Origin of the sequence: Geomobilimonas luticola, from assembly GCF_018476905.1 — a bacterium.
Classification (GTDB): Bacteria; Desulfobacterota; Desulfuromonadia; order Geobacterales; family Geobacteraceae; genus Geomobilimonas; species Geomobilimonas luticola.
On the sequence record NZ_JAHCVK010000007.1, the window covers coordinates 53,280 to 74,334 of the forward strand.

Sequence of the window (21,055 nt, forward strand, 5' to 3'; positions counted from 1 at the left end):
ACGTGGCGAACGTGACGTCAGGGCGATTTGAAATACCGGTTGGAATAGTTATACTTTCATCTCCGTGTTGCGTGCGCAGGTCGAGCGCAGCCCCGTTGGCTACAAATCCTACCCTGCAAGGAAAGGAGCGCCGAGATGAGTAACGATGAAAAGTGCCCGGTAACCGGCGAAGTTGACAGACCCACTGCCAGCAGTGGCAGGTCGAACCGTGACTGGTGGCCGAACCAGTTGAACCTCAGGATACTTCACCAGAACCCTCCCGCAGGCAATCCGCTGGGAGGGGAGTTCAACTATGCTGAGGAATTCAGGAAGCTCGACCTGGAGGCGCTGAAGAAGGACCTCCAGGCGCTGATGAACGACTCGCAGGAGTGGTGGCCGGCCGACTACGGCCACTACGGGGGGCTCTTCATCCGGATGGCGTGGCACAGCGCCGGCACCTACCGCACCGGCGACGGCCGCGGGGGCGCCTCCTCGGGCTCCCAGCGTTTCGCACCGCTCAACAGCTGGCCAGACAACGTCAACCTCGACAAGGCGCGCCGCCTGCTCTGGCCGGTCAAGCAGAAATACGGCAGGAAGATCTCCTGGGCCGACCTGATGGTCCTCGCCGGCAACTGTGCCCTGGAGTCCATGGGGTTCAGGACGTTCGGCTTCGGCGGCGGGCGCGAAGACGTCTGGGAGCCCGAAGAGGATATCTACTGGGGGGCCGAGGAGACGTGGCTGGGGGACAAGCGCTACAGCGGCGACCGGAAACTGGAGAGCCCTCTCGCCGCCGTGCAGATGGGGCTGATCTACGTCAACCCGGAAGGGCCGAACGGCAATCCGGACCCGGTTGCTTCGGGCCGCGACGTGCGCGAGACCTTCGCCCGCATGGCGATGAACGACGAAGAGACCGTCGCCCTCGTCGCCGGCGGGCACACCTTCGGCAAATGCCACGGCGCCGGCCCGGCGACCCATGTGGGGCCTGAACCGGAGGCCGCGCCCATGGAGGAGCAGGGACTCGGCTGGAAGAACAGCTTCGGCAGCGGAAAGGGGGGGGATACGATCGGCAGTGGCATCGAGGGGGCCTGGAAACCGCACCCGACCCGATGGGACATGGGATATCTGAACACGCTGTTCAAATACGAGTGGGAGCTGGTCAAGAGCCCGGCCGGCGCGCACCAGTGGCTGGCCATTGACGTGGCCGAGGAGGACATGGTGGTTGACGCCCACGACCCGTCGAAGAAGCACCGGCCGATGATGACCACGGCGGACCTCTCCCTGCGCTTTGACCCGATCTATGAGCCGATCGCGCGGAACTACCGGCAGAACCCCGGGAAATTCGCCGACGCCTTCGCCCGGGCGTGGTTCAAGCTGACCCACCGTGACATGGGGCCGCGCTCCCGCTATCTCGGCCCGGAGGTCCCCGGGGAAGAACTCCTGTGGCAGGACCCCGTCCCCGCGGTCATGCACGAACTGGTGGACGGGGAGGATGTCGCCCTTCTCAAGGGGAGGATTCTCGCTTCGGGACTGTCCGTTTCCCAGTTGGTCTCCACGGCCTGGGCATCGGCGTCCACGTTCCGCGGCTCCGACAAGCGCGGCGGGGCGAACGGCGCGCGCATCCGTCTCGCGCCGCAGAAGGATTGGGACGTCAACCAGCCGACCCAACTGCAAACGGTGCTGCAGGCCCTTGAGGGAATCCGGCACGAGTTCAACAGTGGCCAGTCGAGGGGGAAGAAGGTTTCGCTCGCCGACCTGATTGTCCTGGGGGGATGCGCGGCTGTGGAGCAGGCGGCGAAGAATGCCGGTTTCGAGGTGACCGTTCCCTTCGCGCCGGGACGCACGGATGCTTCCCAGGAGCAGACCGACGTGGCGTCGTTCGCCGTGCTGGAGCCGGCTGCGGACGGGTTCCGCAACTACCTCAAAATCAGATTCACCGTACCGGCGGAGGAACTGCTGGTCGACCGGGCGCAACTGCTGACGCTGACCGCCCCGGAGATGACGGTTCTCGTTGGCGGGATGCGCGTCCTTAACGCCAACTTCGGACAGTCCCCGCACGGCGTCTTCACCCGGCGGCCGGAGACGCTCACCAATGACTTCTTCGTGAATCTGCTGGACATGGGGACGGTCTGGAGTCCGGCCCCGGAAGCGGACGGCCTGTTCGAGGGGCGTGATCGCAATAGCGGCGAACTGAAGTGGACCGGCACCCGTGTCGACCTCGTCTTCGGTTCGAACTCCCAACTCCGGGCCTTGGCGGAGGTCTACGGAAGCGGGGACTCCCGGGAGAAATTCCTGCACGACTTTGTGGCGGCGTGGAGTAAAGTGATGAACCTTGACCGTTTCGATCTTGCCTGAACCGGCTGAAGGCCGTCGAGGAATTCCCCCCGAGCGATAGAATGACGAACCGGTTCAGCGGTGTGCGTACCGCGCCGCTGAACCGGTTCGTTCAGCCCTGAGTCCCCTCAAGCCATACCCTCATTGACTTTCCCCCTTCAATCTGTTAGAAAAAGAAGATTTTATCGCGCGTCTCCCCGGGAGTTCCATGGAACAATTTTTTCTCAAGCTGTCGATCATGCTGGTCCCCGCCCTCATGGCCATTACCTGCCACGAGGTCTCCCACGGCTACATCGCGGACAAGTTCGGCGACAATACCGCCCGTTACATGGGGCGGCTCACCCTGAATCCCCTCAAGCACCTGGATATCTTCGGCACCCTCATGGTCTTCATTGTCGGCATCGGCTGGGCCAAGCCGGTACCGGTGAACTTCAACAACCTGCGCCATCCCAAGCGGGACATGATATGGGTGGCCGCGGCGGGGCCGATCACCAACTTCACCCTCGCCGCGCTGTCGGCCTTTGCCATGCGCGGGGTGGCAGCCTTTGCCGAACGGGTTCCCGATGCCTCTGCTGCCCAGATGTTCCTCGATCCCATAACCCTGATGCTCGCCTTTTCCGTTTACATCAATCTGCTTCTCGCCATCTTCAACCTGATCCCGGTTCCTCCCCTGGACGGTGGCCGGGTGGCCGTGGGGCTGCTGCCGTACCGCCAGGCGGAAGCGTATTCGCGCATCGAGCCCTACGGCATGATCATCATTATCGTGCTGGTTTTCTTCACGAACCTTTTCAGCTATATCATCACCCCCGCTCTCAACCTCGGGGTTCATCTGCTGGCCGGCCCCCAGAGCACCCTGGTGTTCAGCGTCACCCAGCTGTTGATGCGTTGAGGCGGATACTCTGCGGGGACAAGTCAAAAGGAGTATCACCATGAGCAACAATCGTATCGTCAGCGGCATGCGCCCCACCGGCAAACTGCACCTGGGGCATTTCCACGGCGTGCTGGCCAACTGGCGCGAGCTGCAGGAAAACTTCGAGTGCTTCTTTTTCGCCGCCGACTGGCACTCTCTCACCACGGAGTACGACAATACGGAGGCGATCCGGGACAACGTGGCGGAGATGGTGCTCGACTGGCTCGCCTTCGGCATCGATCCGGAGAAGAGCACGATCTTCGTCCAGAGCCGGGTTCCCCAGCATGCCGAACTCAGCCTGATCCTGTCCATGATCACCCCCGTTTCGTGGCTGGAACGGAACCCGACCTACAAGGAGATGCAGGAAAACCTCTCCGCCAAGGACCTTTCCACGTTCGGCTTCCTCGGTTATCCGGTCCTGATGGCTTCCGACATCATCGTCTACAAGGCGGGAAGGGTGCCGGTGGGTCATGACCAGCTTCCCCACCTGGAAATCACCCGCGAGATCGCCCGCCGCTTCAACTACCTCTACGGCGAGGTCTTTCCCGAACCGGTGGCGCTCCTGACCGAAACGCCCAAGGTTCTGGGGCTGGACGGCCGGAAGATGAGCAAGTCCTACGGCAACGCCATATTCCTGTCCGAGAACGGCGAAGAGACCCGCAAAAAGGTAATGTCCATGGTGACTGACGTACAGCGTCCCCGCCGTTCCGATCCCGGCGAGCCGGACCGCTGCGTTGCCTATTCCCTCAACCATATGTATCTCCCCGAGGAGAAAAAGGCCGAAATCGTCGTCGCCTGTCGGGGTGCCCAGATCGGCTGCGTGGACTGCAAGAAGATCCAGGCGGAATACCTGGTTGAAACCCTTGCCCCGTTCCGTGCCAAGCGGGAAGAGCTGGCTGCCCGGCCCGGGCTGGTGGGGGAGATCCTCGAGGCGGGGAACCGCCGGGCGACCGCGGAGGCTGCAAGCACCATGGTCGACGTTATGAGCGCCATCAAGCTGTGACCTGGTATGACTGAGCCGGTGTTTGAATCAGTCAGGAGACCAGAAGTGACCAATCCCCCGTCAGAGAGTGCCAATCTCTTCAACGACAACCATGGGTCCGGCTACAATGTGCATGTTGGGGCCTTCGAGGGCCCACTCGATCTTCTTCTCCACCTCATTAAAAAAAATGAGGTGGACATCTACGACATCCCCATCGCGGCCGTAACCCGCCAGTACCTGGAATACCTGGAGCTCATGAAGGAGTTGAACCTCGATGTCGCCGGGGATTTCCTGGTCATGGCGTCGACCCTCCTGCAGATCAAGTCCCGGCTGCTCCTGCCGGTGCAGGTGGACGAGGAGGGGGGGGAGGAAGAGGAAGAGGACCCCCGGGCCGAACTGGTGCGGCGGCTCATCGAATACCAGAAGTACAAGGAAGCCGCCCAGCAGCTGGAGGTGCTCCCGCTTCTGGGGCGTGATGCCTTTGTCCGCTCCAGCGAGCTGCCGGAACTCAAGGAACAGCAGCTTGTCGATGACACCCCGGACGTGGAGCTGTTCGAACTGGTGGAGGCTTTCCGCCGGGTACTGGCAAGCCTTCCGGTCCAGACCTTTCACGAGGTCGGCTCCGAGCAGATCACCATAGCCGACCGGATTAATGATATACTTTCACTGTTGCAGGAACGTGACAGCGTTGCCTTCGAGGAACTCTTTTCGGAAGGGACGACCCGCGACTATCTCATCGCCACCTTCCTGGCCGTTCTGGAGATCTGCAAATTGAAAATGGTGAAGCTCACCCAGGTCAGCAGCTTTGGCACCATCTGGATCACCAGGGCGGTCCAGGACGCTGCCGATGCACACGAAGGGGAGGAATGACCATGACCGGCACCCTCAAGTCGGTGGTCGAAAGCCTCATCTTCGTGGCGGAAACGCCCCTGTCGCTGGACCGCCTCGCGTCGATCCTGGAGGAGCATGAACGGAGCGAACTCCGCGCCGCGCTGGAAGAGTTGCTGGCCGACTATGACCAGCCCGGCCGGGGGATCGCTCTCGTCGAGGTGGCGGGGGGGTACCAGTTTCGCAGCCGGCCCGAACATGCCGACTACCTCAAGCGTCTTTCCAGGACCCGTCCCCCCAAATTCGGACAATCGTCCCTGGAGACCCTGGCGATCATCGCCTACCGCCAGCCCATAACCCGCGCCGAAATCGAATACCTGCGGGGTGTGGACTGCGGGGGGATACTCAAGACGCTTCTGGAAAAGAAACTCATCAAGATCCTCGGCAAGAAGGACGTACCCGGTCGGCCCCTCATCTACGGTACCACGCGGGAATTCCTGGAGCTCTTCAGCCTCAAGAACCTGGCGAGCCTGCCGACGCTCAAGGAGATCCAGGATCTGGCCCAACCGCCGGTCTTCGAGGAGCAGGGGGAGCTTCCGCTGGCTGCTGTGACCGGTGAAGAGGGGACGGGAGAGTAGGGGGGGCGAACTGCCTCCCTGCCGACAAGGAGGGTGTATGCTGCGTCAACCCGCCGTTGCAGGTCAGTTCTACACCGACAACCCCCGGCAACTCCGTGCCGAGCTTGAACGATTGGTTGTCACGGCTGCCGCGAAGGAACGCCCCCTCGGGGTCATCGCCCCCCATGCGGGGTACATGTATTCCGGCGCCGTGGCGGGCGAACTGTACGGTGCGGTCGACGTTCCTGCCACCGTCATCATCCTCGGACCCAACCACCACGGTGCCGGGCGCCGGGCGGCCCTCTCCCCGGCCGCGCAGTGGCAGACCCCCCTCGGCGCCGTAGAGGTTAACTCCCGCCTTTCCGCTCTGGTCCGTCAGCATGCCCCCCTCGTGGAAGAGGACGCGGCCGCCCATCTGTATGAACATTCCCTCGAAGTGCAGGTCCCTTTTCTTCAGTTCGTCCGTCCCGACGTATCCATCGTCCCGCTCTGTCTCGGTTTCGGTGATTTTGCCAGCTGCCGGGCATTGGGGGAGGGGCTTGCTGCGGCCATCCGGGAATACGGCGAGGAGGTCCTGATCGTCGCCAGCTCCGACATGACCCACTACGAATCGGCCACGACGGCGCGCCGCAGGGATGAACCGGCCATGGCCGCGGTTCTCGCCCTCGACCCGCCGGGGCTCCTCCGGGTCTGCCGGCAGGAGGGGATCACCATGTGCGGGGTCGTGCCGGCGACGGTCATGCTCGTTGCCGCCCTGGCGCTGGGGGCCACCGGAGCACGCCTGGTCCGTTACGCCACCAGTGGCGACGTGACGGGCGACAACCGGCAGGTGGTCGCCTATGCGGCATTTACGGTAACCTGATGGACGTCATCACCACCCATGTCAACGCCGATTTCGACTGCCTCGGGGCGATGGTCGCCGCCCGGAAACTTTACCCCGAGGCGCGTCTCGTCTTTTCCGGTTCCCAGGAAAAGAGCATGCGCGATTTCTTCCTCAAGTCCACCAGTTACGCCCTTGACTTTACCCGCCTGAAGGACCTGGAGTTCGACAAGATCACCCGCCTCATCCTCGTCGACTGCCAGCACTCCTCCCGCATCGGCCGCTTTGCCGAGATACTCACCCGGCCGGGCGTGGAGGTCCACATCTACGACCATCATCCCGAATCGTCGGGGGACATTACCCCGGCTGCCGGTATCATCCGCGAGAGCGGCTCCACCTGCACCATCCTGGCAACGCTGCTGCGTGAGCGGGGAATCGAGGTGAACGCCACCGAGGCGACCCTCATGATGCTCGGCATCTACGAGGATACGGGGAGTCTCACCTTTCCCACGATCACGGGTGAAGATTACCAGGCGGCCGCCTGGCTCCTGGAGCAGGGGGCAAACCTCAACACGGTGGCCGATTTCATGACCCAGGAGCTGACCGCCGAACAGGTATCGCTCCTGAACGATCTCCTCAAATCCCTCCAGACCACCACCCTGAACGGGATCGATGTTTCCCTGGCCCATACGTCGGTGGACTACTATATCGGCGACATCGCCGTGCTGGCCCACATGATGCGGGATATGGAGAACCTGGAGGCCCTGTTCCTCGTGGTCGGCATGGGAAACCGGGTGTATATCGTCGCCCGCAGCCGCATACCCGAGGTGAACGTGGGGGATATCCTCCGCGAGTTGGGAGGGGGAGGGCATGCCACCGCCGCATCGGCAACCGTTCGGGAACTGACCCTCATCCAGGTGCTTGAGCGGCTTGAAGAGACTCTCCGGAACAAAGTAAATCCGCGTCGCGTGGCACGGGACATCATGTCCGCGCCGGTCAAGACCATGCCGGCCAGCACAACCCTGACGGAGGCGCGTGAACTGCTGACCCGCTACAACGTGAACGCCATGCCGGTTATGGACGGAAAACGGATGGTCGGCATCATATCCCGGCGCATCGTGGAAAAAGCACTGTACCACGAACTCGGTAGCCTGCCGGTGAGCGAGTACATGCATACGGAATACCTGAAGGGGACACCGGATACGCCCGTCGCCGCCGTACAGGAATACATCGTGGGGCAGAACCGTCGCCTCGTGCCGATTTTTGACGGGGAGGAACTCTGTGCGGTCATAACCCGCACCGACCTGCTCCGCTCCATGTACGCCGGTGAAGCGCTCTATGACCTTGCCCGTGACAGCCTGCCGATTCGGAGCCGGGAGGTGATGCGTCTCATCGACAGACAGCTCGCTCCGGACGTTGTGAAGATGCTCAGGGACCTGGGACAGGTCGGCGAAGAGCTCGATCTGCCGGTCTACGCCGTAGGCGGGTTCGTGCGCGACCTCCTTCTTGGCATCGAGAACTGCGATATCGATGTGACGATCGAAGGGGACGGCATCCTTTTCGCGACGACCTTTGCCGCGAAGTTCGGCTGCCGGGTCAAGAGTCACGTCAAGTTCGGCACCGCGGTCATCGTCTTCCCTGACGGCACCAAGATAGACGTTGCGAGCACGCGACTTGAATATTATGCTTCTCCCGGTGCTCTTCCCACGGTGGAGCGTTCATCACTCAAGATGGACCTCTATCGTCGCGACTTCACCATAAATACCCTGGCCATACGTCTCAACAGCCCGGATTTCGGTGTCCTGATCGATTACTTCGGTGCCCAGCGCGACCTGCAGGAACGCGTTCTCAGGGTCCTCCACAACCTGTCGTTCGTCGAGGACCCGACGCGGGTATTCCGTGCCATCCGTTTCGAACAGCGTCTCGACTTTCATATCGCAAAACATACCGAAAATCTGATAAAGAACGCGGTCAAGATGAATTTTCTTGACAAGCTGGGGGGGAAGCGGCTTCTGTCCGAACTGGTGCACATCCTGACGGAAAACGATCCTCTGCGGGCCGTGGACCGTCTTGCCTCCCTTGGCCTGCTTCGCTTCATTCATCCTGACCTTTTCCTGACGAAACCGGTCCGGCGGAACATGGAAGAGGCGGTCCGTATCGTATCCTGGTTCGAGCTTCTCTTTCTCGATCGTCGTTACGAAAAATGGGCAGTCTATTTCCTCACCCTGACCGGCACGCTTTCCAATGACGAATTCCTGGCCACCTGCAACCGCCTGGCAGTGAACGAGCACTACCGTGAAAAGCTCTTCGAGTCCCGCAGGCAAGCCGGCACGATGCTGGAGATCATGCAGCGGAAAGTGGCGCGCGGTATTCCGGTACTCCGGAGCGACATCTACTTCTGGCTCAAAGCCCTGCCGGTGGAACTGCTTCTGTTCATGATGGCCAGCACCACCAGTGCCGATGTAAAGAAATTCATTTCACTCTACATAACCCAGCTCCAGAACGTGCGCACCATGCTCAACGGCAAAGAGCTGCAGCGGCTCGGTGTGCCGGCAGGCCCGCGGATTCGTGAACTGCTGGATGTACTCCTCACGGCACGCCTCAACAATGAGGTCCTGAGTCGTGAAGATGAAGAGCGCCTGGTCAGGAAGCGGGTCGGCAGAGTGTTGTGATTTTGCAACACTCCGTGAAACGACTGCACTATGGTAACATGCCGATATAACTGATTAAAATTGACTTTGCTGGGATTTGGCGGGCGAAATGGCGTGTATGCTGCCGGCGCCCGTAATGGTCGTAGGGGGCACACCCCGCGTTCTCATGAAAAAACGCGCGTAACGTCAGGAGGTTATGGCACTGCAATATTTTAAGATGATTTTTGGCCCTGGATTTGCATTCCGTTCGGATAGAAAATGAGCGAACCGGGGGGGCACATGAAGGAATTCAAGCGAGCAGTACTGGTTATCGTTTCGGCAGTCCTGCTCACCAGTTGGAGTGTCCCCGCCCACGCCGCTGACGGTGTTTTCAGGGATATTTTCGAAAACGCCTTCTATGGCGGGTTGGCTGGCACCCTGGTGGGTGGAGCGCTTCTCGCATTTACCAAGCGACCGGGCGACCACCTGGACTATCTTTCTGTCGGTGCTGCCACCGGTGTCATTGCCGGCACGGCCTACGGAATCGCAAAGTCCTCACGGGCCCTGGCTGAAATCGACAACGGCAAGGTAAGGCTGGCAATGCCGACCATCATGCCTGAGTTCCAGGAAGCCAGTGCCAAGGGGGGATCGACGGTCATGCTCAAGGCTGAACTCATCAGGGGGAAGTTTTAAGGCTCACCGTTTCGAACCCATATACATGAAAAGGGGTGTCTGCATTGCAGGCACCCCTTTTTTTGTTCAGGGGTCGGTAACGGCCCGGATGGAGGTCTCAATGCCGTCCATGAGGAACTTCAGTTCGTCGAGGGTGATGACGAGGGGGGGGAATACCACGATGGTGTTACCAAGCGGCCTCAGGAACAGACCGTGTTTTTTTGCCTCCTGGCAGACCCGCATGCCGACCCGCTCTTCCCAGGGGTAAGGCTTCTTGTCGGCTTTATTCCGGACCAGTTCGATCCCCCCCAGCATGCCGCATTGCCGGACGTTCCCCACGTGAGAAAGTTCTTCCAGCGCTGTAAGTCGTGCGCGTAAGTAATCGATTTTAGGTGGTAAGGAATCGAGCAGGCGGTCTGTTTCAAACAGGTCGAGGCTTGCCAGCGCCGTGGCGCAGGCGATGGGGTTGCCGGTGAAGGTATGGCCGTGGAAAAAGGTCTTCAATTCGCGGTAGTCGCCAAGGAAGGCGTCGTAGACCTTCTGGGTGGCCATCGTTGCAGCCAGCGGAAGATAGCCGGCGGTAATCCCCTTGGAGAGCGCCATGATGTCGGGCGTGACCCCTTCCTGCTGGCAGGCGAACATGGTGCCGGTCCGCCCGAAGCCGACCGCCACCTCGTCGGCGATCATGAGGATGTCATGGCGGTCACACAACTCCCGCACCCGTTTCAGGAAGCCGGGAGGGTGGACGATCATGCCGCCGGCCCCCTGGACGAGGGGCTCGATCACCAGACCGGCGGTCTCATCGGCATGTGCCGCCATGAGCCGTTCCAGTTCCGCAAGACAGAGACGGCCACACATATCCGAATCCTGTTCCGGGCAGAGTTCGCAGCGGTAACAGTAGGGGGAGGGGGCCAGGATGGTCGGGAAGAGGAGGGGGCGGAACACGCCGTGGAACAGGTCGATGCCGCCGACGCTCACCGCGCCGATGGTGTCGCCGTGATAGGCGTTGACGAAGGAGATGAACTTCGTCTTCCGGGTGGCGCCCCGGTGCTGCTGGTACTGGAACGCCATCTTGATGCCGATCTCCACGGCGGTGGAGCCGTTATCGGAATAGAAAACCTTGCAGAGGCCGGCAGGGGCTATTTCCACCAGGCGTTTGGCGAGGATGGCCGCCTGGTCGTTGGCAAGGCCCAATTGGGTCGAGTGCTCGATACGGTCGACCTGCGCCTTGATGGCGTCGTTGATCTCCCGCCGGCAATGGCCGTGGACATTGGTCCAGATGGATGCCACCCCGTCCAGGTAGCGGTTGCCGTCGCTGTCGACGAGATAGCACCCCTCTCCCCGGGTGATCACGACGGGGGGCTCCGCTTCCCAGTCCCGCATCTGGGTGAACGGGTGCCAGACGTACTTCCGGTCGTACTCCTGCAGGGTTTTCGTGTCCAGGTCAGGCAATGCCGATCTCCTTCAATAGAAACGTGGTGAGGATGTGGTTGCCGACCACCTCGGCGAGCTCCGCAACGAGCTGCTGCTGGTCGGTCGCTTCCCTAGCCGGGAAAACGCCGAGGACGGCTGTGCCGCAGAGTGAACCGAGGAGATGGGGGGCATACTCTTCAGCCGGACCCGGCTGGACCGGGTAGTTGTTGATGACGACCCCTTTGACGGTAAGTCCCATCTGACGGGCAGCGAAGGTGGTCAGCAGGGTGTGGTTTATCGTCCCCAGGTTCGGCCGGGCGACGACGAGAAGCGGCAGCGACAGGTGTGCAGCCAGGTCGGCGATGAGAAGTCCGCCGGCCAGGGGGACCATAAGCCCGCCGGCCCCCTCGACGATGACGAAGTCGTGGCGGGCAGCTAGCCGGTCGTAGGCGGCCTTGATGGTGTGGAAGTCGATCCGTATCCCGTCCCGTTCTGCGGCCATGGAGGGGGCGAGGGGTTCGCGGAGGAGATAGGGGGTCGCGTCCCGGTCATTGGCGTCGGTTCCGGCAGCCCAGCAGAGGAGTTGGGCGTCCTCCGAAACGAGTCGGCCATCCACCTCCCCGCATCCGCTGGTGACCGGTTTTATTACTCCGACATCGATTCCACGCTGCCGCAGAAGACGAGCGATCACCGCCGCTACGACGGTCTTGCCGACCCCCGTGTCGGTGCCGGTTATGAAGATACCTTTAGCTGACATTGAAATCCTCGTAACCCTTCAAGGATGATTCATCGCTATTCGCAGCAGCTGGCCACATCGAGCTCCAGGTCCCTGAGCATCTGCCAGTCCTGTTCAGGCGCGCGGCCGGTGGTGGTGAGGTAGTTGCCGACCATAGTGCCGCTGGCGCCGGCCAGGAACATCCATGACTGGAGGTCGCGCAGGTTCTGCTCCCGGCCACCGCAGACGGAGATCTTCCGGTCCGGCAGGATAAACCGGAACAGGGCGATGGCGTGGAGGCATTCCATGGGGGTGATGTTGCGTGCCCCTGCGAGCCGGGTCCCTTCGATGGGGTTGAGGAAATTGAGCGGTATCGAGTCGACTGCCAGCTCACGCAGGGTGAGGGCCAATTCCACCCGCTGCCGGACATTTTCCCCAAGGCCGAAGATGCCGCCGCAACAGACGTTTAGTCCGGCTCGCTTGGCGACCCGCACCGTCTCCACGTCCTGTTCGTAGTCGTGGGTGGTGCAGACGCTGGGGAAGAAGCTGCGGGAGGTTTCCAGGTTGTGATGGTAGGTCTCCACGCCTGCTTCCTTGAGGGCTGTTGCCGTAGCGTAGTCGATGATGCCGAGGGAACAGGAGGGGGTTATGCCGGTTTCCCGGCGGATCCGCCGCACGGCGCGACAGATCCGTTCCAGCTCATCCCCGGTGCCGATGCTGGTGCCGCTGGTGATGATGCCATAGCAGCTGGAGCCGTTCTGCTCCGCCTCTTTGGCGCAGGAAACGATCTTCTCCTCATCCACCAGGGGGTAGACGGGGGCGGCGGTCGTGTGGTGGGCCGACTGGGCGCAGAAGCTGCAGTTTTCGGGGCAGCGCCCCGATTTCGCGTTGATGATCGAGCAGAGAAAGACCTTGTTTCCGACGAACCGTTCCTTGATCCGGCTTGCAGCGCTGAAAAGGGCATAAAGGCCGGTACCGGTAACATCGCAGAGGCTGAAAGCTTCGGACTCGGCAATCTGTTCTCCGGCAAGGATGCGATCGGTCAAGGCATTGATAGTATGGTGCATGGCACTCCTCCGCAGATTCACTTACCATACTCCGGAGAGAGTTGTCAACCTTGAATGGGTAAATGGTTAACGAACGGCTGTAAGGAATTGCCTGACTGCTACGGGGAGTGGGGCGTCCGGAAGTGTCAGGATGCCGCCTGGGAAAGCCCGGTGATTTTGTTCAGTGCCTTAAGGCGGTGCTGTTCGTCGCCGGGGAGTTCGACCTCGTCCATCATGAAACCGACATGCTCGGAGAACGTGACGGCGTCTTGGACGATCTTCCGGCAATTGGACTCGTCGGTCGGCTGGAAGCTGGGGGCGTAGACGAGGACATGCTTGTCCTCGGAGAGCTGGAGCGCTACATACACTTTCCAGGCTTTGCCTTGATGGAGCGCACACAGAAACGCCGTGCACTTCTGGGCCGAAAAGCCTTCCGGTGTGATCCTGGCATTGTTGATGGATTTGTAGAGCGTGGTGATTTCAGCCGGTGATGTATATGAAATGCAGCTCTGGGAACGGTCTAACTTGAACGTGGTTATGGGATCGTTTGAGTGACCGAAGAAATCCGCGCCACTCCCCTCGGAGGATGAAAACTGCCCAAAACCGGCATTGCCTGAAAGGGCTTCGATGGTTGCCTGGCGCCGCTGTTCGGCTTCCGCAGCAGCGATAGGATCGAAATCCGCTTCCTGCTCGACGGAAGCAGCCTTGTCCTCCGAACGGGACTCTTCATCGGCTTTTTTCGCCGCTTCCCACTCCGCCAGCTGGCGCTCCCATGCCGCTTTCTTTTCGGCCTTGAGCCTCTCCTCCGCGGTCAGCTCGGCTTCCTGCCGCTCTTTCTTTTCCTGCTTGATGGCCCGGTGCGCCCGTTCGGCCGCCGCCAGTTCCGCTTCGGCTTTCTCCTGCTCTGCCTGCTCCGCGGCAGCTTTTTCGGCCGCCGCCTGTTCCGCAGCCCGGCGCTTCTCTTCGATTTTTGCCAGTGAAAGCCGTTCCTGCTCTTTTGTCGCCCGTTCAAGTTCTTCCTGTCCGACATCTTCGGCAGCAGGAATTCCACGGGCAGGCTCGATGTCCGGTTTTGCCGTCGTCCTCTGAATCGACGCAGGAGGGGGTTCAACCGCCTCTTCTTCAAGCATTTCCGGCTCTTCCTCCGCCGGCTGACCGTCCTCCGTCGTGGCGTCCGTCGTGGGGGGAGTGTATCTGCCGCTCAGAACGGCCAGGATCGCCGACCGTTCCTCGTCGGCACGACCCGCGGCCCGTCGCGTGATCTCTGCCTTTTCGGCGGCGGCGGCTGCCATCTCCGTTTTCATTGCCGCCAGCTCTTCTGTGGCCACGCGGATTGCCGCCGTCTTCTCGGCGAGGAGGCGCTCCTCTTCCTCCGTTTCGGCAATCAGCTGCTCCCGCAGGGCCAGGGTCTCCTGAAGCTCCTCCGCTGTGGAGCTTTCCAGGGTGATGCTCTGTTCAAGGAACTGCTGGTTCTCCATCTTTTGGGAGGTCAGGCGCTCGATTTCCTCTTTGAGTTTATCGATTTCCCGGCGTGCCGCCTCACCTGCATCCGCCTTTTCCCTACCAAGCTGCTCCATTTCGGCGTTTTCGGCGGTCAATCGCTCGACCTCGGCGCGCACCTCGGCCACCTGTTCGAAGATGGCCTGTTCCGCAGAAGACGCTTCGTGGAACACTTCTTCATGTTCTGCCGTCACGCCCAAGAGGCGTTCCAGTTCGGCGGTGATGGCGGCGAATTCTTCGGCAGCGGCCTGTTCAGCTGCTCCCTTCTCCGCCGCCAGTTGCTCCATCTCCCTCAGTTCCACGGTCCGGTGCTTCAGGTCGGTCCGGGCCGCTTCAAGTTTCTCGGCCAGCTTCTGCTCGGCAATCTCCCGTTCGGCGATGAGACGCTGCTGTTCCGCCGTCGCCGCCAACAGGCGGTCGAGCTCTTTCGTGATGGCGGTCAGTTCTTTCGAAGCGGCCTTCTCGGCAGCAGCCATCTCTTCCATGTGCCGCGTGTGGTCGGCGCTGATGGAAGATAACCCCGCAGCATCGGCCTGGGCCTGTTTCAACAGTTCCGAGGTCGTGGCAATGGAAGCCTGAACGGCCGCAAGGTCCCGGGCCTGTTCCGCCGCGGCCTTCTCACGTTTCGCCTCGGCGGCTGCCTGCTCGGCAACTGACCGTTCCAGTTCCTTCCGTTCTTCCTCAAGGCGCTTCCGCTCCGATTCGGCAGCCTTCTGTTCCGCGGCGAGCTTTTCCTGTTCCGCTTTTTCCTCGATCCCCTGGTCCGGTTTTGCCGCCGGTTTCGCCTGGGGACCTGCACCGCCACTCCCTTGCGGTTCTGCGGCTGCCGACGGTTTAGGCGCGGTCTTTCTAAGCGAGCCGGGGGGGACGAGGATGCGGACATCCTTGATGATAACTTCCCGCAGGGCCTTGCTGTATTTAAGGTTGATCTCGCTCAGCTGGAATCCCATTTCCTCCACATCGGCGATGACTTCCTTGAGGGTTTTTGCATATGCCGTCATGCTATCCGGCTGTTTCGCAGGGGTATAGATGAAGATCTTGTTGTCCCTCGAAACAAGTCCGACATAGATGCGGGGAGTTTCATCCTGCTTGATCCCGCAGAGAAAAGCGGTGCACGGCTGTTTTGACAACCCCTCCGGCGAAGCTATGGCAGCCGTGGAACGGTGCACTTCCAGTACTTCGTCTTCAGCAGCTTCGATCGCTTGCAACGACTTGTCGAGGGTAAGCATGGTCGCACTCTCTGGAATGGTTGTCAGGGATTCAGCTCCCCATCGTCATGAACGATAGTGAACTGAGCCGCTATTTACTGGAAAAATAGCAAAGTGACGGTGGCAAGTCAATTCGATATTACTCTGTGCATCTTTTCGCTGACACTATGCCGGAACCATTGTTACAGGGGATCCCGCCGGGTCTAATTTTGGCTTGCATCTGTCCGAAGCTGCTGATATTTTGGCGCGACACAATCCAAGGAGGATGCGAGATACATGAGCAACGAAGGAAACAAGGTCATCTACTCCATGATCGGAGTGAGCAAGTTTTATGACAAGAAACCGGTACTGAAGGATATTTATCTCTCCTATTTCTACGGCGCCAAGATCGGCGTGCTGGGGCTCAACGGTTCGGGAAAGAGTTCGCTCCTCCGGATCCTGGCCGGTGTGGATACGGAGTACAACGGCAAGGCGGTCCTGTCGGCCGGCTATACCGTCGGTTTTCTCCCCCAGGAGCCGCTCATGGACGAGGAGAGAACCGTCCGTGAGGTGGTGGAGGAGGGGGTGCAGGAGACCGTCGACCTGGTGAACGAATTCAACGAGATCAACGCCCGCTTCGCCGAGCCCATGTCCGACGACGAGATGGCCAAGCTGTGCGACCGGCAGGCGGCGGTGCAGGAGAAGCTCGACCACCTGGACGCCTGGGACCTGGATGCCCGGCTGGAGATGGCCATGGATGCCCTTCGCTGTCCCCCCGGCGACACGCCGGTCAAGGTTCTCTCCGGTGGCGAGAAGCGGCGGGTGGCCCTCTGCCGCCTTCTCCTCCAGAAGCCTGACATCCTCCTCCTGGACGAACCGACCAACCACCTGGACGCCGAATCGGTCGCCTGGCTGGAGCACCACCTGCAGCGCTACGAGGGGACCATCATCGCCGTCACCCACGACCGCTACTTCCTGGACAACGTGGCGGGGTGGATCCTGGAACTGGACCGGGGGCAGGGTATCCCCTGGCAGGGGAACTACTCTTCCTGGCTGGAGCAGAAACAGGCGCGCCTGTCCCAGGAGGAGAAGACGGAGAGCGAGCGGCAGAAGACCCTGGCCCGGGAGTTGGAGTGGATCAGGATGTCCCCCAAGGGGCGCCACGCCAAGGGGAAGGCGCGCATCGCCTCCTACGAGCAGCTTCTCACCCAGGAGAGCGAACGGCACGCCAAGGATCTGGAGATCTTCATTCCACCCGGGCCGCGGCTGGGTGACGTGGTCATCGAGGCGGCAGACGTGTCCAAGTCCTACGGCGACCGCCTCCTCTTCGAGGGGCTCTCTTTCCGCCTCCCCCCCGGCGGCATCGTCGGGGTCATCGGTCCCAACGGCGCCGGCAAGACCACCCTGTTCCGGATGATCACCGGCCAGGAGACGGCAGACTCGGGCACCTTCAGGACCGGCGAGACGGTCAAGCTTGCCTATGTGGACCAGAGCCGCGATCAGCTCGACCCGGAGAAGTCCATATGGGAAGAGATCTCCGGCGGTCAGGACATGCTCCAGCTCGGCAAGCAGCAGGTCAATTCCCGCGCCTACGTGGCCCGCTTCAACTTCTCCGGCGCCGACCAGCAGAAGAAGGTGGGGCTGCTCTCCGGCGGGGAGCGGAACCGGGTCCATCTGGCCAAGATGCTCAAGGATGGCGGGAACGTCATCCTCCTGGACGAACCGACCAACGACCTGGACGTGAACACCATGCGGGCGCTGGAGGAGGCGCTGGAGAACTTCGCCGGCTGCGCCGTGGTCATCTCACACGATCGCTGGTTCCTCGACCGGATCGCCACCCACATTCTCGCCTTCGAGGGCGAAAGCCAAGTGGTCTGGTTCGACGGCAACTATTCCGAATACGAGGAAGACCGGCGCCAAAGGCTCGGCGCTGCCGCCGACCAGCCCCACCGGATCAAGTACCGGCAGCTGACGCGGGCTTGAGGTGGGCAGACAGTGTGAAGAACAGGGAAGGGGCCGTGCAGGAATGCGCGGCCTTTTTCATTCGGATGCCGGCGATACGTCAGAAATCCAGCGGGCTTCGTGCCTCTTTGATGGTCCTGACCGGCACACAGTGGGTGTAGATCATTGTTGTTTTAAGGCTGGCATGGCCGAGCTTGGTCTGGATGGTGCGGATGTCGTAACCGGCCTGCAGGAGGTGGGTGGCGAAAGAGTGGCGGAAGGTATGGGCCGTAACCCGTTTGGGAATGCCGGCCTTGCGTACTGCGAGGTAGAGCGCCTTCTGCAGCCGTGATTCATGGACATGTGCCCGCCGCCGCTCGCCATTCTCCTCCACCAGCGCCAGCTCCTTCTGCGGAAAGAACCACTGATGCACCAACTCCTTGGGTGCCTTGGGATATTTTTTCTCAACGGCATCATCCAGAAAGACTCCGTCGTACCCCTCTTCCAGATCCTTAGCATGCAGATCGTTCACCCGCTTCATCTGTCTCTGAAGTTCATCCCTGCTCGATTCCGGCAGCGGCACGGTCCGGTCCTTCTTCCCCTTGCCGTGCACCGTCAACACACCCGCATCGAAATTGAAATCCCGAACCCGGAGTTGCAGGCACTCGAACAGTCGAAGGCCGCAGCCGAACAAGAGTTTCACGATGAGGTTGTAGGGATAGTAGAGATGGGCAAGGATGCTGTCGATCTCTTCCCGGGAGAGCACAACCGGAATATAGAGCGACTTCTTCGCCCGTGGTACACCGCGCAGCTCACCGAAGTCGCGCTTCAGGGCATGGCGAAAGAGAAACAGAAGAGAATTGAACGCCTGGTTCTGAGTAGATGCGGCTACATGGCATTTCACCGCCAGAAAGGTGAGGTACTCCTTAACATCATCGGTAGTCAACTCCTCCGGCGACTTGTTCTTCAGGAAGCGCTGGAACTGCCGCGACCATTTGGCGTATGTCTGAAGTGTTTTGCGGGAATAATGGCGCACTTTGATTTCATCCGCCAACTTCGACATGACCTCATCCCACTCGGGTGACGTGGATTTTTCTTGGTAGCCGGCCGTGTTATAGAACGACTTGCCGGGAATAGTCCCTTGCCGAGATTGCTCTGTGACTTCAGTGCGCCGGTTCTGAGGCTGCGCTGTTGTAACATCCAGTGCCGGCGGTTGGCTCGCCGCTCCGCCCCGAACCATAGCCAAAAAGAGTGACACAGCCTTCTTCGCCTGTGTACGCTTCTCCTCCGATTGCCCTTTCTGGTGAAGCTTGTTCAGGAACAAACGAATCCGCTCGTCCTCATCCCCAGTAATCTGGTACTTCTCGCAGAAATCAAGGAAGTAACGCAGCCACTTCAGGCAGTCGGCAAAATCACAGTCTGTGACGCCGTTGATGACACAATACGACCGGTACTGTTTGAAAAGATGGTTCGGTAACAGAATCATCATAATTCCTTGAAATTTTTTAATTCATGTATTACCAGAAATTGAGTATACTTTGCGACACATTTTCGAAAGGGGGCACGATGAAAACTCGCCTCTGCCTCAAACCGGGTCAACGTGGCACCAAGCGTCTAACCGATAAATATGGCGATGCACTTGTGTGCGTCCGCTTCAGATATGATGCAGCAACCCGGCAGCGACTGAAAACCGTAGAACTGATAGTCGAGCGGACAGAATGGCAGCCACCTCCACAGAAATTTACGGCGGACTCACTTGTTGCAGTAAAAATCGAAGGCTATGAAACCGACCTCCGCAAACAAGTCAAAGAAGCCGGTGGGAAATGGAAACCTGATCAGAAACTTTGGTATGTGCGATACGGCAATATTACAGGGACAGCCCTCGAAAAGCATATACATATAGATGCAATGGATAAGTAGCAAAAAACCGAAAAGCATCTACCGGTATATGCAAAAATGTTATATACCTGTAGATGCTTGCATATACATGTAGATGCTTGCGTCTAAATATAGATACACCGGTCTAACCGGTCAATAACGAGTTGGCTGGAGAAAATATGAAATTGTTGCCATACGATACATTTGACCTAGTTGTGCCTGAACCATTGCCACAGGTGAGAGAAAGACTTATGGAGAATGTTGGGCCGCGGAGTTTCTGGAGTATTTTCTCGTCAGCTAAAGAACGGCCATTTACCGGCAAAGTCGAGGAAAACACATTTAAAATCTATAGAATAATCTATACCATTTGGGACAATATCAACGAGCGATTGTATATTTTGACAAATTATTGAAATTAATGCCTGACAGGCAGGCAACAATAGAGTTCAGAAACAAAGCCACTGCGCAACTCAACCTTCAAACAGTAGGTTAAGTACAAATGTCCAACCCGCGGCGGCACGCGGTCTTCGCTACGCTCCGCCGGTGCGCCTTATGACGTTGGCAGGAAAACAAATGAAACCGAAAGAATCAAATCAAAGCGGTATTGCTCTTATCGAGCTATTGCTCATCATTGGAATTGTTCTTACCGTCCTCCGATTCGTTTTTGCACACAAGATAGTAGAATGGGAAGACAACGTAGTTCGGTTTTTCGGTATCGACCCTATAGCATATCGTCTAGCGTTCGGAGCCGGGTTCATCTGCTTCATCGTGTTTGTTGCCGTACAGAGGAGAATGAGTCGAAAGAAAAACAAGCGGATAATTGGAAAAGATTAAAAACGTCTCGTTATGCGGGGGTGTAATGGTCACTGGCAAAACAAAGCATCATTTCCCTAACAATCTAAGCATTGCAGCGTGATAAGCCGCCAAGTCTTCTCTGCGGTCGATTGCCAGCACAAGGACGACAAGGACATCGTCCTCAACCAGATAGACCAAGCGGTATCCTTGTTTGCGCAACTTGATCTTGTAACAGCCACGCAAGTCGCCATGCAACTCCGCACCTGGCATATGAGGTTGCTCCAGACGTTTTTTTAGCGCCTTGCGCAGAGGTTCCTTTATGCTGCCGTCAAGGGTCTGCCATTCCTTGAGAGCATCTGGCACGAATTTGAGGCGGTATATGGTTTCCCCTTTGTCGGCTTTAGACGGTGTCAATGTCTACCTCGACACTCCGATCTTTTTGTGAAAGCCGATGCCGGACAAGCTCTGTCAGATCCCGGTCAGCAAGGGCTTCGACCAACATTTCGAAGATTTTAGGTGTGACCATATAAAATGCCGGTCGGTTATGGTTAAGGATCGCCACCGGTTTTTCTCCGGCGACGCGGAGTACCTGCGACGGATTTTTCTTGAATTCCGACATGCTAATAGAAAAATCGGCGTAAATGGTGTCCATGTTCATAATTGCCTCCTTTGTTCAGCTCTAAATATAGAGCTAATTACAGCGCTTTTCAAGCCATTATTTGTCTATGAAAGGCCATAACTTATACAGAGCAGAAAAAACGATGCCAACAATCGGGAAGACCGGTGAACCCGGTCACCCTCATCACCGTTG

Annotated in this window: 17 protein-coding genes; 10 read left to right on the plus strand and 7 right to left on the minus strand. The window is 59.4% G+C overall.

Annotated elements, in window-relative coordinates:
* Nucleotides 1–135 precede the first annotated feature (135 nt).
* The 8 genes from katG (at nt 136) to KI810_RS13520 (ending at nt 9,790) form a co-directional block, all read left to right on the plus strand.
* Nucleotides 136–2,331 carry a catalase/peroxidase HPI gene (katG, locus tag KI810_RS13485; protein ID WP_214176088.1) on the plus strand — a complete coding sequence of 732 codons (2,196 nt, stop codon included), beginning with the start codon at nt 136–138 and terminating at the stop codon, nt 2,329–2,331.
* A gap of 187 nt (nt 2,332–2,518) precedes the next feature.
* A complete protein-coding gene (locus KI810_RS13490; protein ID WP_214176089.1) occupies nt 2,519–3,199 on the plus strand; it encodes a site-2 protease family protein in 681 nt (226 codons plus the stop codon).
* A 40-nt stretch (nt 3,200–3,239) separates the two neighbouring features.
* A complete protein-coding gene (gene trpS, locus KI810_RS13495) occupies nt 3,240–4,223 on the plus strand; it encodes a tryptophan--tRNA ligase (protein ID WP_214176090.1) in 984 nt (327 codons plus the stop codon).
* Between the two features lie 45 nt (nt 4,224–4,268).
* Complete coding sequence (locus KI810_RS13500; protein ID WP_425513903.1) at nt 4,269–5,072, plus strand: segregation and condensation protein A; 804 nt, start codon at nt 4,269–4,271, stop codon at nt 5,070–5,072.
* 2 nt (nt 5,073–5,074) lie between these two features.
* Nucleotides 5,075–5,668 carry an SMC-Scp complex subunit ScpB gene (gene scpB, locus KI810_RS13505; protein WP_214176092.1) on the plus strand — a complete coding sequence of 198 codons (594 nt, stop codon included), beginning with the start codon at nt 5,075–5,077 and terminating at the stop codon, nt 5,666–5,668.
* 37 nt (nt 5,669–5,705) lie between these two features.
* Nucleotides 5,706–6,509: an AmmeMemoRadiSam system protein B gene (gene amrB, locus KI810_RS13510; RefSeq protein WP_214176093.1), complete on the plus strand. Its 804-nt coding sequence runs from the start codon at nt 5,706–5,708 to the stop codon at nt 6,507–6,509.
* Nucleotides 6,509–9,139 carry an A-adding tRNA nucleotidyltransferase gene (locus tag KI810_RS13515; RefSeq protein ID WP_214176094.1) on the plus strand — a complete coding sequence of 877 codons (2,631 nt, stop codon included), beginning with the start codon at nt 6,509–6,511 and terminating at the stop codon, nt 9,137–9,139. The genes amrB and KI810_RS13515 overlap by 1 nt, the downstream gene beginning before the upstream one ends.
* Before the next feature lie 258 nt (nt 9,140–9,397).
* Entirely contained in the window at nt 9,398–9,790 is a 393-nt protein-coding gene (locus KI810_RS13520; protein ID WP_214176095.1) for a hypothetical protein, read from the plus strand.
* 66 nt (nt 9,791–9,856) lie between these two features.
* On the opposite strand, the gene bioA is transcribed toward KI810_RS13520, so the two are convergent.
* The 4 genes from bioA to KI810_RS13540 all read right to left on the minus strand — a co-directional run bounded on the left by bioA (nt 9,857) and on the right by KI810_RS13540 (nt 15,672).
* On the minus strand, nt 9,857–11,221 hold the full coding sequence (gene bioA / locus KI810_RS13525) for an adenosylmethionine--8-amino-7-oxononanoate transaminase (protein ID WP_214176096.1): 1,365 nt from the start codon (nt 11,219–11,221) through the stop codon (nt 9,857–9,859).
* The gene (gene bioD, locus KI810_RS13530) at nt 11,214–11,939 is read right to left on the minus strand and encodes a dethiobiotin synthase (protein ID WP_214176097.1); all 726 of its coding nucleotides are present in this window, start codon (nt 11,937–11,939) and stop codon (nt 11,214–11,216) included. The genes bioA and bioD overlap by 8 nt, the downstream gene beginning before the upstream one ends.
* A gap of 35 nt (nt 11,940–11,974) precedes the next feature.
* Nucleotides 11,975–12,964 carry a biotin synthase BioB gene (gene bioB, locus KI810_RS13535; RefSeq protein ID WP_214176098.1) on the minus strand — a complete coding sequence of 330 codons (990 nt, stop codon included), beginning with the start codon at nt 12,962–12,964 and terminating at the stop codon, nt 11,975–11,977.
* A 125-nt stretch (nt 12,965–13,089) separates the two neighbouring features.
* Nucleotides 13,090–15,672, minus strand: a complete 2,583-nt coding sequence (locus tag KI810_RS13540; RefSeq protein WP_214176099.1) for a coiled-coil domain-containing protein — start codon at nt 15,670–15,672, stop codon at nt 13,090–13,092.
* Nucleotides 15,673–15,927: 255 nt separating this feature from the next.
* Between KI810_RS13540 and ettA the strand changes: the two genes are divergently transcribed.
* On the plus strand, nt 15,928–17,613 hold the full coding sequence (gene ettA, locus KI810_RS13545; protein ID WP_214176100.1) for an energy-dependent translational throttle protein EttA: 1,686 nt from the start codon (nt 15,928–15,930) through the stop codon (nt 17,611–17,613).
* 79 nt (nt 17,614–17,692) lie between these two features.
* Here the strand turns inward: ettA and KI810_RS13550 are convergent, their stop codons facing one another.
* Entirely contained in the window at nt 17,693–18,634 is a 942-nt protein-coding gene (locus tag KI810_RS13550) for an integron integrase (protein ID WP_246525645.1), read from the minus strand.
* 503 nt (nt 18,635–19,137) lie between these two features.
* Between KI810_RS13550 and KI810_RS13555 the strand changes: the two genes are divergently transcribed.
* Complete coding sequence (locus KI810_RS13555; RefSeq protein WP_214176102.1) at nt 19,138–19,491, plus strand: hypothetical protein; 354 nt, start codon at nt 19,138–19,140, stop codon at nt 19,489–19,491.
* An 840-nt stretch (nt 19,492–20,331) separates the two neighbouring features.
* On the opposite strand, the gene KI810_RS13560 is transcribed toward KI810_RS13555, so the two are convergent.
* Nucleotides 20,332–20,658: a type II toxin-antitoxin system RelE family toxin gene (locus tag KI810_RS13560; RefSeq protein ID WP_246525646.1), complete on the minus strand. Its 327-nt coding sequence runs from the start codon at nt 20,656–20,658 to the stop codon at nt 20,332–20,334.
* On the minus strand, nt 20,645–20,902 hold the full coding sequence (locus tag KI810_RS13565; RefSeq protein ID WP_214176103.1) for a type II toxin-antitoxin system prevent-host-death family antitoxin: 258 nt from the start codon (nt 20,900–20,902) through the stop codon (nt 20,645–20,647). Before KI810_RS13565 ends, KI810_RS13560 begins: the two co-directional genes overlap by 14 nt.
* Between the last annotated feature and the right edge of the window lie 153 nt (nt 20,903–21,055).